General features: G+C 63.9%; 14 protein-coding genes and 1 tRNA gene. 3 read left to right on the forward strand and 12 right to left on the reverse strand.

The features are described 5' to 3' along the window. The first annotated feature begins 154 nt into the window (after nt 1-154). Together JQ632_RS02340 and JQ632_RS02345 are read left to right on the forward strand one after the other, a co-directional pair. On the forward strand, nt 155-475 hold the full coding sequence (locus JQ632_RS02340; RefSeq protein WP_212400791.1) for a hypothetical protein: 321 nt from the start codon (nt 155-157) through the stop codon (nt 473-475). Between the two features lie 236 nt (nt 476-711). Continuing rightward, a tRNA-Ser gene (locus tag JQ632_RS02345) sits at nt 712-801 on the forward strand. A gap of 190 nt (nt 802-991) precedes the next feature. On the opposite strand, the gene JQ632_RS02350 is transcribed toward JQ632_RS02345, so the two are convergent. The 9 genes from JQ632_RS02350 to JQ632_RS02390 are packed head-to-tail and all read right to left on the reverse strand — an operon-like array spanning nt 992 to nt 9,812. Then, nucleotides 992-1,963: an ABC transporter ATP-binding protein gene (locus tag JQ632_RS02350; RefSeq protein WP_212400659.1), complete on the reverse strand. Its 972-nt coding sequence runs from the start codon at nt 1,961-1,963 to the stop codon at nt 992-994. Beyond that, entirely contained in the window at nt 1,960-2,826 is an 867-nt protein-coding gene (locus JQ632_RS02355) for an ABC transporter permease (protein ID WP_212400660.1), read from the reverse strand. Before JQ632_RS02355 ends, JQ632_RS02350 begins: the two co-directional genes overlap by 4 nt. Beyond that, nucleotides 2,823-3,761: an ABC transporter permease gene (locus tag JQ632_RS02360; RefSeq protein WP_212400661.1), complete on the reverse strand. Its 939-nt coding sequence runs from the start codon at nt 3,759-3,761 to the stop codon at nt 2,823-2,825. The genes JQ632_RS02355 and JQ632_RS02360 overlap by 4 nt, the downstream gene beginning before the upstream one ends. A 31-nt stretch (nt 3,762-3,792) precedes the next feature. Then, nucleotides 3,793-5,343, reverse strand: a complete 1,551-nt coding sequence (locus JQ632_RS02365; protein WP_212400662.1) for an ABC transporter substrate-binding protein — start codon at nt 5,341-5,343, stop codon at nt 3,793-3,795. After that, on the reverse strand, nt 5,321-6,481 hold the full coding sequence (locus JQ632_RS02370) for an FAD-binding oxidoreductase (RefSeq protein ID WP_212400663.1): 1,161 nt from the start codon (nt 6,479-6,481) through the stop codon (nt 5,321-5,323). The genes JQ632_RS02365 and JQ632_RS02370 overlap by 23 nt, the downstream gene beginning before the upstream one ends. Then, nucleotides 6,478-7,848, reverse strand: coding sequence for an NAD(P)/FAD-dependent oxidoreductase (locus JQ632_RS02375; protein WP_212400664.1), 1,371 nt, complete (start codon nt 7,846-7,848; stop codon nt 6,478-6,480). Before JQ632_RS02375 ends, JQ632_RS02370 begins: the two co-directional genes overlap by 4 nt. Continuing rightward, nucleotides 7,845-8,132, reverse strand: coding sequence for a (2Fe-2S)-binding protein (locus JQ632_RS02380; RefSeq protein ID WP_212400665.1), 288 nt, complete (start codon nt 8,130-8,132; stop codon nt 7,845-7,847). Before JQ632_RS02380 ends, JQ632_RS02375 begins: the two co-directional genes overlap by 4 nt. Next, the gene (locus JQ632_RS02385) at nt 8,129-8,824 is read right to left on the reverse strand and encodes an SDR family NAD(P)-dependent oxidoreductase (protein ID WP_212400666.1); all 696 of its coding nucleotides are present in this window, start codon (nt 8,822-8,824) and stop codon (nt 8,129-8,131) included. The genes JQ632_RS02380 and JQ632_RS02385 overlap by 4 nt, the downstream gene beginning before the upstream one ends. Beyond that, entirely contained in the window at nt 8,817-9,812 is a 996-nt protein-coding gene (locus tag JQ632_RS02390; RefSeq protein ID WP_212400667.1) for an ABC transporter ATP-binding protein, read from the reverse strand. The genes JQ632_RS02385 and JQ632_RS02390 overlap by 8 nt, the downstream gene beginning before the upstream one ends. 153 nt (nt 9,813-9,965) lie before the next feature. On the opposite strand from JQ632_RS02390, the gene JQ632_RS02395 reads away from it, so the two are divergent. Further along, the gene (locus tag JQ632_RS02395; RefSeq protein WP_212400668.1) at nt 9,966-10,784 is read left to right on the forward strand and encodes an IclR family transcriptional regulator; all 819 of its coding nucleotides are present in this window, start codon (nt 9,966-9,968) and stop codon (nt 10,782-10,784) included. Nucleotides 10,785-11,162: 378 nt separating this feature from the next. Here the strand turns inward: JQ632_RS02395 and JQ632_RS02400 are convergent, their stop codons facing one another. The 3 genes from JQ632_RS02400 to JQ632_RS02410 all read right to left on the reverse strand — a co-directional run bounded on the left by JQ632_RS02400 (nt 11,163) and on the right by JQ632_RS02410 (nt 12,865). Next, the gene (locus JQ632_RS02400; RefSeq protein ID WP_212400669.1) at nt 11,163-11,309 is read right to left on the reverse strand and encodes a hypothetical protein; all 147 of its coding nucleotides are present in this window, start codon (nt 11,307-11,309) and stop codon (nt 11,163-11,165) included. A gap of 1,097 nt (nt 11,310-12,406) precedes the next feature. Beyond that, the gene (locus JQ632_RS02405; protein ID WP_312015552.1) at nt 12,407-12,595 is read right to left on the reverse strand and encodes a hypothetical protein; all 189 of its coding nucleotides are present in this window, start codon (nt 12,593-12,595) and stop codon (nt 12,407-12,409) included. Between the two features lie 39 nt (nt 12,596-12,634). Beyond that, entirely contained in the window at nt 12,635-12,865 is a 231-nt protein-coding gene (locus tag JQ632_RS02410) for a PRC-barrel domain containing protein (RefSeq protein WP_212400670.1), read from the reverse strand. Nucleotides 12,866-12,878: the final 13 nt, after the last annotated feature.

Genomic DNA, 12,878 nt, shown 5'->3' on the forward strand with positions numbered 1-12,878 from the left:
ATGCCGCAACGAACTTCCGCGCGTTCGGATTTTGCGACGTATACTGCGCCCGGCCGACCTTCGGATCCAAAAAATCATTTCAGGCAACTGGGGCACCACCAACATGTCTCGTACGATCGCGATTGCTTTCACCACGGCGCTCGCCGCGCTCTCCATGACGTCTGCGGCGTCCGCTTGCTACAACTGCTACCAGCCGGCGCCGTGCGTGACCTGCTACCAGCAGCAATACGTGCCGCCGCAGTACCGCACCGTCGACGAGACCGTCATGGTGTCGCCCGGCTCGGTGGTCGCGCATCGCACGCCGGCGCAGTACCGCACCGTGATGGTGCCGCAGACCGTGATGGTCGCGCCCGAGGGCGTGCAATACGAGCGCATCCCGCCGCAATACGCCACGCGCCAGCGCGTCGAGATGGTCTCGCCGGGCTATTCCTATTACCAGCCGGTCGCGCCGCGCTGCGCTAGCTGCGGCTACTGAGTTGAGCTAAAGACGAGGCCCGGAACGGAGGCAAATCCAACCGGGCCTCGTCACCAGCGGCTCCCTGGGAGGCGCCGCCGATTCAGGAATTGCGCGAGGCAAGGGCAGGGCAAGCGTAAGTCGGCAACCTGACGCGGGCCTGACAAAGCTCCGGACGAACGGCCACAGGCCTTTGACAGTTAACTTCGCGTTGCCTTCTCACGCCGCCTGCGTTAAGCGACTGAAATTCCAGAAACGGAAGGGTGGCCGAGTGGTTTAAGGCACCGGTCTTGAAAACCGGCGTGCCCGCAAGGGTACCGTGGGTTCGAATCCCACCCCTTCCGCCAGCCTATCCGCTCCTCCGAACCAGTCACGTTATGATATTGAAAACTCTATAGCTATCTGAGTTTGGGGAGCGATCACTTCCAGCAACTACGGTGACAAGCTACGATCTTGCATCGCCGCGGACCACGGAGCGAGCCCATGCGATGTCTCGGTGTTGGAGGATGAACGTGCGTTAGCGGTGACCACGACCAATCAGTTCTCTGGCTGGTGACAGGCGACACCACCGTCACCATCAGCCCGCCATTCCGGATACACAGTGCGGCACAAATCGGATGCGCGGGGGCAACGGGGGTGAAAGTGGCATCCTGCGGGCGGATTGGCGGCTGAAGGGATTTCACCGAGGATGCGTGGCATCTGACCTCGTATCGCCGGGTCGGGAATGGGCGAGGCATCACGCAGCATACGTGTATAGGGATGGCGCGGTGCGCCGAAAACGCGTGCCACCGGGCCGCTCTCGACGATGCGTCCGAGATACATGACCGCGACGCGCGAGCAGAACCACCTGACAACACCGAGGTCGTGGCTGACGAACACGAATGTCAGGCCGCGCCGCGCCTGCAGATCCTTCAGCAGCAACAGCACCTGTGCCTGCACGGAAACGTCGAGCGCGGAAACCGGCTCGTCGGCAACGATGAGCTCGGGTTCGACAGATAGTGCACGGGCGATTCCGACACGTTGACGCTGCCCGCCGGAAAATTCATGCGGGTGGCGGTCATAGGCGGACGGCGGCAGGCCGACTTCCTCCAGCAACGCGATTGCGCGGTCGCGCGCGGCCCGGCCGCGGGCAAGACCATGCACGGCAAGCGGCTCTGTCAAGGCCTGGCCGATCGTGCGCCGCGGATTGAGCGACGAATAGGGGTCCTGGAAAACGATCTGCATGCGACGACGCAGCCGCTGCAGCGCGGATCCGTGTGCGTCGGTCACGTCGATGCCAGCGAAGCGCACGAGGCCGGCATCCGGCGGAATCAGACGCAGGACGGCGCGCGCCGCGGTGGATTTGCCACAGCCGGATTCGCCGACCAGCCCGAACGCCTCGCCGCGCGCGACTGCGAAGCTGACGCCGTCGACGGCGCGGACTGTCGTCGTGACCGGGCGAGTGAAGCCTTTGGTCACCGTGAAATGCTTGGCGAGGTCGCAGACCTCAAGCAATTCGGACGCGGTCATTGGGTCGCCTTGGGATCGGTGACGTCACAAAGGCCATCACCGACGAGGTTCAGTCCCAAAACCAGGACAAGAATGGCCAGGCCCGGCCAGATGCACAGCCATGCCGAATCGAGGATGTTCTCAAATCCATCCCGCATCATGCCGCCCCAGGTCGGCGTCGGCGGCTTGACGCCGAGCCCGATGAAGGAAAGGGAGGCCTCGGTGCGGACCGCGGTCGCCATCCAGAGCGTGCCCATGACCAGGAGGTCGGTGACGATGTTGGGCAGGACATGCACGAGCAGTATGCGCAGATGCGAGAAGCCGAGCGCGCGGCCGGCCTCGATGAACGCACGCTCCTTGAGCACCAGGACCGGTGCGCGCGCGATGCGCGCAAACGGGGCTATCGCCGTGAGCGCAATGGCAATGACGAGATTTGTGATACTCGAACCGAGCAGTGCCACCATGATCATGCCCAGGATCAGGCTGGGAAACGACAGCAGGACGTCCATCACCTGCATGGTCACGAGATCGAAGCGGCCGCCGATATAGCCGCTGATCATACCGATCGCCCCACCGATAACGACGGCACTGGCGATGGAAAGAAAGGATACCAGCAGAGATACCCGCGCGCCCCAAAGCAGCCGTGACAGCACGTCACGCCCGAATTGGTCGGTGCCGAGCAGATAGTCGGACCCCGGTCCCGCCAGGCGATCGAGTATGTTCTGTTCGAGGGGATCGTGAGGGGAGAGCCATGGCGCCAGCAGCGCGCCGGCCAGGACGATCGAGCAGAGCACGACGCCGGCGACTGTCGTAGGATCGCTCAAGAGCCGGCCGATCATTGCACGCCGTGGCGAAGGTGGTGCGGAAACAGCCACATCGGTCATTGCTTAACCCTCGGATCGATGAGGCCATAGCTGATGTCGGTGATCAGGTTCACGACGACGATCAGGAAACAATAGATCACCATCATGCCCTGCAGCATGGTGTAGTCGCGCTGGGTCAGCGCGCTGACGATCACTTTGCCAAGGCCGGGACGGTTGAATACGATTTCGGTGAGCACCGAATTGCCGATGAGGATGCCGACATAGAGGCCTACCACGGTGACCACGGGGATCAGGGCGTTGGACAAGCCATGGCGCCAGATGATGCTGCGTCGTGGAACGCCTTTCGCGCGCGCGGTGCGGATGTAATCCTCGCCGAGGACCTGAAGCATTGAGCTGCGCGTGACGCGAACGACATAAGCCGCCATCACGATGCCAAGGGTTATCGCGGGTAGGACGAGCTTGTGCAGGCCGTCGATCCAGTCGCCGGGGCGTGGATTGCCGATCACCGGGAAAAGGTGCAGCTGCAACGCGAAGACGATCAGGAGAAAAATGCCGGAAACAAAGACGGGGAAGGACAGCCCGAGCAACGACAGAAGGCGCGTCAGCACGTCGATCGCACCGTTCCGATGCAGAGCCGCCCACACCCCGGCGGGAATTCCGATCAGACAGCCGATCACCATGGCTGCCAGGGTCAACACGATGGTGTGCGGCAAGGCTTCGGAAATTTCCGTCCAGACCGCCCGATGGGTGACCATGCTGGTGCCGAGGTCGCCGCGCAAGGCATGACCGAGGAACTCGAGATATTGCGCGCCGATCCAGCGATCGAGACCGAGCTCGGCGCGCAGGGCAGCAAGCGTTTCGGGCGTTGCGCGATCGCCCAGGATAGCGATCGCGGGATCGCCCGGAACCACGCGCACCAGCAGGAAGACGAGCGTCAATACCGCGAGCAGGGTCGGTATCGACGCCAGCAGTCTTCGGATGATGAAGCCGATCACCGGGCGATCCCGTGGTTAGGTCGTGCCTGCCTCATTTGAAATGCGTGGCTTCGGTCAGGAGCGGACCGAGCGACAGCGACGCCTTCAGCTCGTAGCCGTAGTCGAGGTCGGTGCGGTGCGCCCAGATCTGCAAGGCTTCGCCCAGCGGAACGGCGCAGACGGCCGCGACGATCTTCTTCTGGGCCTCGACCCAGAGTCCGACCTGCTTCTCGGTATCGGTCTCGGTCTTGGCGGCGTCGATCTCCTTGTCCGCCACGTCGCAGTGGCTGAAATTGGTGACCGCCGTCGGCTTTCCGACGATGCTGGCCGAATGGAAGAACTGGGTCAGGTAGATATCCGCCACGGGAAAGCGCGCTGCCGCATAATAGACGATCGGGCTCAGATCCTTGCGAATCTGCTGATGGAAGGTGGCGTGATCGACGACCTGGATGTCGAGAGTGATGCCGGCCTTGCGCAGCTGCGCCTGCACGACCTGCATGCTGCCCAGCATCTGCGGCAACTGCGTGTGGATGATCTTGATCGTCACGCCGTCGGGATAGCCGGCATCCTTGAGCAGTGCCTTGGCCTTGGCGATGTCCGTATTGACGAGACCGACATCCCCGGAGGAACCGAGATAGCCGGCCGGAATCACGCTCTGGCCGGGACGCGCGGTGTCGGCGCCCTGCCACTTCACGAGCTCGGGCCGGTTGACGGCATAGGCGATCGCCTGCCGCACACGGAGGTCGTCGAGCGGCTTGGCCGTGATGTTGAGATTGAGATTGGCGAGCTCGCCGGGCTCGAACACGTCGACGACCGAGTTCGGCAAGGCGCGGATGCGGTTGATCCACGCCTGGTCCTGCTTGCCGTAGATGAGATCGATTTCACCGTTCTGGAAGGCGAGGTCGCGTGAGGAATCGGAGGGAATGTAGCGATAGCTCACGTGTTCGAGCTTTGGCTTGCCCCTGAAATAGCCGTCGAAGGCTGCAAGCTCGAGCGACTGGTTCGGGGTGTCGGAGACAAACGCGAAAGGCCCCGTGCCGACGGGGTTGCGCGTGAAGTCCGCGCCGTATTTCTCGACTGCCTTGCGGCTGACGATGTAGCCACCGGAATAGTTGGTGACCAGCCCGAGCAGGCTCGGCACTTGCCGGGCCAGGACGATGTGGACCGTGTAGGGATCCGTTGCCTCGATGGTCTTGAACGCGGCGAAATCGGCGGAGAAGGCTGACGTCTTGGCGTCGCTCGCCCTCTTCAGGCTGAAGACGACGTCGTCGGCGGTCAGCTCGCCAAAGTCGCCGTGAAACTTGACGCCGTGACGGAGATGGAAAGTCCAGTCGAGCTTGTCGGAACTCGATTCCCATTTTTCCGCGAGATCCGGCTCGATCTGCTTGGGATCCATCGTCCCCGGTTTGAAGCGCACGAGGCCATTGTAGATCCAGGCCACCACGGTGCGGTCGATCGTGCTGACCGCGCGATGAGGATCGAGCTGGCCGACATCCTGGGCGGCCATGCCGACCCTCAGATCGGTCTTTGGCGCTGCCGAAGCGGGTATCGCAAGGAGGGCGGCGGCGGCAAGTGCCGCACTAAGCGTGATGCGAAGCGTCATGTCTCTGTCCCTGCTTGTTGAATGATTGATGCACTGCAAAACGATCGATCCGGAACGGCTCGAGCGGGACGTCCGTCCGTCCGTCGAGCACGAGCTCGCTCATGATGGCGCCGATGGCCGGGCCGAGCTGGAAGCCATGGCCGGAGAATCCGAATGCATGAAGCAGGCCGGGCGTCGTGCGACTCGGCCCGATGACAGGAATGTCGTCTGGCATTTCGCCGTCGATGCCGGTCCAACTGCGGATCACCTGCACGCCTGCAAGCTGCGGCACGAGCTGGAGTGCCTTCGCCATGACTGCATAGCTTGGTGCCGGCAATGGCCGCGAACGCGGAATCTCCGGATCGGATTCCCCGCGGCCGCCGCCAAATATCACGTTGCCGCGGCGGATCTGACGCAGATAGACGTCACCGCCGACGACGCCCAGATTGGGCTTGATGAAGTAGGGCAAGGGTTCGGTCACGAGCATGTTGGGATTGAGCGGTGACACCGGAACCGGCTCACCGAAGGCCTTGGCAACTGCGCCGCCCCAATAGCCGGCCGTGTTGACGAGATATCGGGCGCGAAATTCGTGCTCGCCCGATGTCACGATGAAATGAGTGCCGTCATGGGCGAGCTTGCCGACCGGCGTGAACTCGCGGATATCGGCGCCGGCATCGCGCGCGGCGCGCGCCAGAGCGGGGCTCAACAGGCGCGGGTTCGCGGCGCCATCGTCGGGCGCGAACGAGCCGGCCACGACGTCAGGGCCGAGCCAGGGATATTGCTGATGGATGGCGTTGCCGCCAATCATGATCAACGGAAGTCCGTTGGCCTTGGCGACGTCGAGATAGGCGATAAGGTCGGCTTCCTCAGCCTGGTCGCGCGCCAGCTTCAGGTGTCCGGTCACCTCGAATTCGCAGTCGGTGCCGATGAGCTGCGGCAGCCTGGCCCAGATGTCGCGGGAGCGTCGGGCGAGGGGCAGTTCCGCCGGATGCCGGCCCTGCTGGCGCACGCCGCCGTAGTTGACGCCGCTGGCTTGTCCACCGATCTGGCCGCGCTCGAGCAGGATGCATCGTGCGCGGCGCTTTGCGAGATGCAGGGCCGTGGAGCAGCCTGCACCACCGCCCCCCACGATCAGGACGTCGGTCGCGATCGTGCTCATGCGGCCTCCGCGGGAAGAATGGGGATCGGCTTCACCGGTGGCTGTCCGCGCAGGCGGCCGACCTGCTCGACCGGGCAGGACAATGTCGATGCCAGTATCTCGGCTGCGGCTGCGCCGCAGACGCGACCCTGGCAGCGCCCCATGCCGATCCGCGTGAGCGCCTTGGCGCGATTGACCTCCGGTGGCGGAAGTGTCGCAAGAGCCTCATTCGCGGCCGCGCGCAATTCGCCCGCTGTGATTGCTTCGCAGCGGCAAAGGATCGTATCGTCTGCCATGGCGGCGGCGAGCTTTGCCGGAAATGGAAATGCGCGCTCCAACGCGGCGCGGAAGGCGGCGCCGGCTGCCAGCGTTGTATCGAGGCTCGCCACGGCGCGGGCGTCAACCGCCAGGCCGCGCGCTGCCAGCACGGACCAGGCGGCACGCGCACCAGCTGCCTCGGCCAGGTCGGCACCCCGAATGCCGCTGCCGTCGCCGGCAAGGAACACGCCGTCGACGGATGTTTGTCCGCTCGGATCCATGCGCGGCACCCAATTGTGCTGCACGGGATCGAAGTCGAACGGCACACCGGCGAGGTCGGCGAGCTGCGCCTCCGGCTTCAGCCCAAAGCCGAGTGCGACGGCATCGACTGCCACCTGGTGCGTATTGCCGCGCGCATGACGCCAGCTCAGAGATTCGACCTGGCCGTCGCCTCCGATCGCGAGCGGCGTCACGCCTTCGAAGATGGGAATGCCGTGCGTGCGCAGCCAGCCGATGTAATAGAGGCCCTTGGCGAAAGTTGCGCCGCCGCGCATCAGTCCGAACGCTTGGGCTGCCTTGGTGGCGAAGGGTGTCGTGTCGAGCACGGCCGCAACTTGGGCGCCGGCGCGGGCATATTGATACGCCACGAGATAGAGCAGGGGGCCGGTCCCGAGAAAGGCGACGCGCGCACCGATGGCGCAGCCCTGCGCCTTCAGTGAGATCTGGGATCCACCGAGCGTGAAGACCCCGGGCAGTGTCCAGCCCGGCAGCGGGATCACCCGATCCATCGCGCCTGTGCAAAGGATCGTCTGCGCGAAGGGCACGGCCCGCGCCTTGCCGTCGCAGATCGTGTCGAGCACGCCCGGCCGCAAGTTCCACGCGAGCGTTCGCGGTTGGAAGTCGATCGACGTGCGCAGCCGGTCGAAGCTGTCGTGGATGGCGCGCGCCTTGTTGGCCTCGAAGCCGTAAAGGGTGCGCGCGGTACGGTGGAATCCGTTTGGCTGGCGTTGATAGATGCGTCCGCCGTTCTCCGGCGCTTCGTCGATCACGATTGGGCGCAGGCCCGCGCCGACGAGAATCTCGGCTGCGCGGGTGCCGGCCGGACCTGCGCCGACGATGACGATGCTCATGGCCGCACCATCCCGCGCGACACGCGCATGCCCTCTTCGATCGGGGTGGTGCAGGCGCGGACGCGGCCGCCCCCCTCGACGTTCACCCAGCAATCCTGGCATGCCCCCATCAGGCAGAAACCGGCTCGCGGCCCGTCGCCGAACTCGCTCGCGCGCAAATAACCGCCGTTCTGGGCCAGAATGGCCGTAAGCAGGCTGTCGCCTTCGAGCGCGGCCACGGGCGCACCGTCGAGCATGAATGACACGGCGGGCCGGCCCGTCTCCGCCAGGCGTTGCAATCTCATAGCATGTCCTCCAGCCGGCAATTGACCAGCAGCTCGGCGATGGTTGCGGTGTTGGGCAGCCGCAGGACGGTCGCGATCAGTTCGGCGATGTCACGCGGATCGCTCATCTTTTCGCGCGGCCATTTGGTGACATGTGCGGTCATGTCGGTCGCGACGAAGCTCGGGCAGATCGCGGTCGCGCGGATGCCGTGGTCCCACCCATATTGCCGCACCGCGTGGGTCAGCGCGATGAGCGCAAACTTGCTCATTGCATAACCGGCATTGGGATTGCGGACGCGCTTGCCCGACATCGAGGCGACGTTGATCACGCGTCCTTCGCCGTTCTTGGCAAGGTGTGGCAGCGCAAGTCGAATGAGCCGCATCGGCGCCTTGACGTTGATCAGCATCATGGCGTCGAGCGCCGTCTCGTCGGGATCGGTCAGATCGGCTTCCGGATTGATTGCGGCAGCGTTGATGAGGCCGTCGAGCCGGCCGAAACGGTCGATCGTCGCCGCTATCCATGCTTCCGCCGAAGGCAAGGACTCCGCATCGTAACGCTGCAGCATCAGCCCGTCGGATTCGACCAGTCCACGGGAATCGCGCACGCCAGCGGAGACGCGATAGCCGCCAGCCAACAGGCGCTCCACCACGGCGCGGCCGATGCCGCGCGACGCACCGGAGACCATCACGACCCGGCCAGATGCTTCAAGCACGGGCAAGCTCCTTGGCGAACGTGTTGGTTGCGATATGACAGCGGGCGAGATGCTGCGGGGCAGCGGCCGCCAGAACCTGCGGTGCCTCGCACCCTTCGCGGCGCAAGGGGCAGCGCGGCGCGAAGCGGCACCCCTTGGGCATGTCGGTAAGCGGGGGCACGCGGCCCAGAATGGCGGCGAGCATCTGCTCTGCGCGGTCCATGCGCGGAATCGCCGAGAACAGCGCGCGCGTATAGGGGTGCGCGGGCCGCGTGAAAATCTCGTGCACGGGCGCTTCCTCGACAATCTGGCCCGCATACATCACCGCGACGCGATCGGCGATCTGGGCGACGACGCCGAGATTATGCGTGATGAACAGCATGGCCATGCCGTGCCGACCCTTCAGGTCAGCCAGCAGCCCGAGCACCTGCGCCTGGATGGTCACATCGAGCGCGGTGGTCGGCTCGTCGGCGAGCAGCAGCGTCGGTTCGCACGCGAGAGCCATCGCGATCATCACGCGCTGGCGCATGCCGCCTGAGAATTGATGCGGATAATCGTGGAAGCGGTGCTTGGCGGACGGAATCTTCACCTCTTCGAGAACGGCGAGCGCCTTCGCCTCCGCATCCCCTCGCGACATCCCGCGATGGACGCGCAACGCCTCGGCAACCTGCGTCCCAATGCTCATCACCGGGTTCAGGCTCGTCATCGGTTCCTGGAAGATCATCGTCATGCGGTCGCCGCGCAGAGCTTCGAACTTCGTCTCATCGATCGTTCGCAGATCGGTTCCGTCGAGGACGATACGGCCCGCCGACACGCGACCTTGCGGTTCTGGCACGAGACCCATGATGGAGAGCGCGGTGACCGATTTTCCGCAGCCGGATTCGCCGACCAGAGCGAGCGTCTCGTTGCGATCGAGCGCGAAGGAGATGCCGTCGACGGCCGGGTACCATTCCGCACGAATGCGAAATTCGACTCGGAGATCTTCGACACGCAAGACCTGTTCGCGCATGGGGCTGGACTGCCGGAGCGAGGACGTGACTTGCTATTCAGGTCTTTGCTCCGCGTTGTGTCAATGCCATATTCCAATATACGCAAACACCTCGCGCCGTTTTTCCGCTATGTGTAATGAGAGCGCCATCGTGCTGGGGAGTATTTTCATCTGATGGATGATGTTTCCAGCGAAGGACCTTCTGGGAGCCTGCCGCGCGCCGTGGCCTTGCTGCGCGCGCTGGCTGCGAGCGGCGGCGAGGGGATGCGGCTTACGAATGCGGCTGCGACGGCCGGCGTGACCCCGGCTTCGGCGCACAGGTTGTTCCGCATGCTGATCGATGAAGGTCTCGTGGAGCAGGATGCGCGCAACAAGTATTATCGGCTCGGCATCGAGTTCTTTTCGCTCGCCGCCCGCGCCGGGAATCCTGGCAATCTGCGCGAGGTTTGCCGTCCTGCGCTATTGCGGCTGTCGGCTTCGTTAGGCGACACGGTCTTCCTGCTGGTGCGCAGCGGATATGATGCGGTCTGTCTCGATCGCTGTGAGGGACCGGTGCCGATCCGCTCCTTCACGGGCGATATCGGGGGCAAGGTGATCCTCGGGGTCGGGCAGGGCAGCATGGCAATCCTCGCCTACCTGCCGGAAGCGGAACGCGAGGAGGTGATCCGCTTCAACCTGCCGCGTCTCCTCAATTTTGGCCCGTTTGACGAAGTGTTCTTCCGCAACGAAATCGAACGCGTGCGGGAAAGCGGCTGCGCCGCGCGCGGGACGGGGCTCCTGCCGGGCATGGCCGGTGTTGCCGTTGCGATCCTTGACCGCGACCGGCGGCCGCTCGCCGCGATCAGCATCGGCACCACCGTCGAGCGGCTGAATGCCGAGCGTTTGCCGACTGTGGTCCAGGTGCTCCGGCGCGAGGCCGAGGCGCTGGCGGCGAAGATCAACCCGTTCGACGCTGCCTTGCGCAGGCCGGGACAACATGCCGGCTCGTATTGAGATCGCCCGCGCGGGGAGGGCCTCCGAGTGATCGAGGAGGGACTAGAGCGGCTCCGGCGGAGCAGAGCAGGGGTGCCGGGCAAGGCCGGCGCGCTGCGTGAGCTGGCCGAAAACTACGGTGCTCGCGTGAGTAGCTACGGTGACGATCTACGAGTAAATCTGCCTAAACTTGAGACTACGTCCGATGCGAAGGGGCAGGGCACTTCGCAATCGGTCAGGTCGGCAGCTGGCAGATGGACACCACGATAGCGTCCGATTATCGAACGTATCGCCGCTCTTGATGCGACGCAGACATTTCGTGCAAGTGCGAGGTCACCAACAGGCCAGCGGCTGAAATCCGTGCGTCCACGTGCCCAGGAGCACAGACCAAGGGCCTTATCAAACCAGCAGGGCTGCGATGGCGCCGGCGAAGCCCACCACTAGGATGCCAGCAGCCGTTGCGGTGATCAGGTCAATTGACCAGTTGTGGCCGATCAAGTCGAAGTGTCTGGAGCGACTTTCGTCCCGGTAGGAATTAAGGCGCATGGCAACCTCCTGCGCATTGGGCGTTGCCCCAACCGCGCCCCCACCGCCACGCCAGCGCTTGCGCGGCGTGGGGCGCGGAGGTCGATGCTCGCTTTCTCTGGCCGCTAGGACGCAGGCACTGTCGGCGCTGGCCCCGTCGGGCACTGGCACTATTGGCTCTGGTCGCTAGGGCGCTGGTGGCGCGAGAGCCGCTTCGATCAACCCAGCCTTAGAATGATCCCCCGCAAGCGGAACGGCAAGAGACCGTCGAGCTCTCTTTCTTTAGCGACCGTCCCGAAAACTCGGAATCCGGCGCCTCAAGGTCGCGGTTCTTCGCCTGACGCGCGTAGGTGGCAACGATCGCGCCGCTTAGAGCGAAAAAAAAGATGTAAGGCCCACCTACGTTACCTGACACTATAATTCGCGGGTCGTCGAGCGCTGATCGAATCCGCCTTAGTGTAGGACCCGGCCGGCCTCGGCGAGCCGGACCCTCTCTCGCAGTTCCTCAAGATCCTCGATCGCTTCAAGCAGTGTCACCAGATCGGACGCCGCGTGTGCCAAACTAGGCTTTCGGCGTTTTGGAACCCGAACTTTCTGTTTCATCGCTGTACGACTCCACGCACGGAACAGAACCTTTGGGCTCGATTAGCAAGGAGTGTGCCGCCCGAGCTGGAGCAACAGCGCCCCCCAAAGCGCCCCCGCGAGGGGATGGGGCGCCGGGAACCCTTCACCGTGCGGGCTTCCGCCCATAAAACTGGTATGGAATTTGACTGGTGATGTCGACGGCCTTCTCGTCAGAGACGGCCAAGCATATCAGCCCTCCGCAAGCAAAACGGGGGAAAAGATCGCGGATCGCCGATTCGGAAAACGCAGACTGGCGGGCCTATCACATCATACTCGAGCGCACTCTTGCATCGGTCGTGCGGCTCTTATCCAGCTCCAGCATCGCCTCGAAGATTATGATCGGTAACCAAAACACAAGCATGGCAATATCCTCCATGCCACAACAACATTTGGTTCTCCGAGCCCGTTCCTGGAAAATAAGCCGCCGAGTTCCTGGAACGCTTTCGCCTCGTATCAGGCTACCTTGTATTTTTTCACAGACTTCCGACGCGGCGCTAGATCATCTGGATTGGGCCTGCCGCGGTGAGCGCTCGCATGATGCCGATCCTTGCGAACATCGTCGGCCCGCCTTCCTTCACTGCTTGCCATTCAGGTGCGTCGTGCTCGCGCTTTGGCAGCACTGCTGTGACGTGGCCGGCATCGCGCAAAGTGACGAGCTTGCGCCGGCACTTCGATCGGATCATCGAAAGGCCGCACGTTGCCGTGGCCTGACACTGCCTGCGCTATCTGGTGAAACCGGAGTCTAGAAGCTTCACAGTCGAAATCGGCCACTTGCCGTCGTGGCCACCAATCGAGATCCGGAGCCCGTGCACCTCGTCAAGGAAGACGTGATCAACCGTCCCCGCCTTACCGTCGGTCAGGATGACTCCTTTGCCGATTAGCTCCGTCTCGGCAGCATGAAGTTCTCGAAGGATGTTCGTTGCTCGCTTGGTCCAGTCATCGGACATGGTCATGCCATACCCGGCC

The sequence above is a fragment of the Bradyrhizobium liaoningense genome (assembly GCF_018130955.1).
Classification (GTDB): Bacteria; Pseudomonadota; Alphaproteobacteria; order Rhizobiales; family Xanthobacteraceae; genus Bradyrhizobium; species Bradyrhizobium liaoningense_C.

What these genes read in the sequence shown, in the direction of transcription:
- JQ632_RS02340 (WP_212400791.1), top strand. Translation starts at nt 155, where the DNA reads ATGACGTCTGCGGCGTCCGCTTGCTACAACTGCTACCAGCCGGCGCCG.
- JQ632_RS02350 (WP_212400659.1), bottom strand. Translation starts at nt 1,963, where the DNA reads ATGACCGCGTCCGAATTGCTTGAGGTCTGCGACCTCGCCAAGCATTTC.
- JQ632_RS02355 (WP_212400660.1), bottom strand. Translation starts at nt 2,826, where the DNA reads ATGACCGATGTGGCTGTTTCCGCACCACCTTCGCCACGGCGTGCAATG.
- JQ632_RS02365 (WP_212400662.1), bottom strand. Translation starts at nt 5,343, where the DNA reads ATGACGCTTCGCATCACGCTTAGTGCGGCACTTGCCGCCGCCGCCCTC.
- JQ632_RS02370 (WP_212400663.1), bottom strand. Translation starts at nt 6,481, where the DNA reads ATGAGCACGATCGCGACCGACGTCCTGATCGTGGGGGGCGGTGGTGCA.
- JQ632_RS02375 (WP_212400664.1), bottom strand. Translation starts at nt 7,848, where the DNA reads ATGAGCATCGTCATCGTCGGCGCAGGTCCGGCCGGCACCCGCGCAGCC.
- JQ632_RS02380 (WP_212400665.1), bottom strand. Translation starts at nt 8,132, where the DNA reads ATGAGATTGCAACGCCTGGCGGAGACGGGCCGGCCCGCCGTGTCATTC.
- JQ632_RS02390 (WP_212400667.1), bottom strand. Translation starts at nt 9,812, where the DNA reads ATGCGCGAACAGGTCTTGCGTGTCGAAGATCTCCGAGTCGAATTTCGC.
- JQ632_RS02395 (WP_212400668.1), top strand. Translation starts at nt 9,966, where the DNA reads ATGGATGATGTTTCCAGCGAAGGACCTTCTGGGAGCCTGCCGCGCGCC.
- JQ632_RS02400 (WP_212400669.1), bottom strand. Translation starts at nt 11,309, where the DNA reads ATGCGCCTTAATTCCTACCGGGACGAAAGTCGCTCCAGACACTTCGAC.
- JQ632_RS02405 (WP_312015552.1), bottom strand. Translation starts at nt 12,595, where the DNA reads ATGATCCGATCGAAGTGCCGGCGCAAGCTCGTCACTTTGCGCGATGCC.
- JQ632_RS02410 (WP_212400670.1), bottom strand. Translation starts at nt 12,865, where the DNA reads ATGACCATGTCCGATGACTGGACCAAGCGAGCAACGAACATCCTTCGA.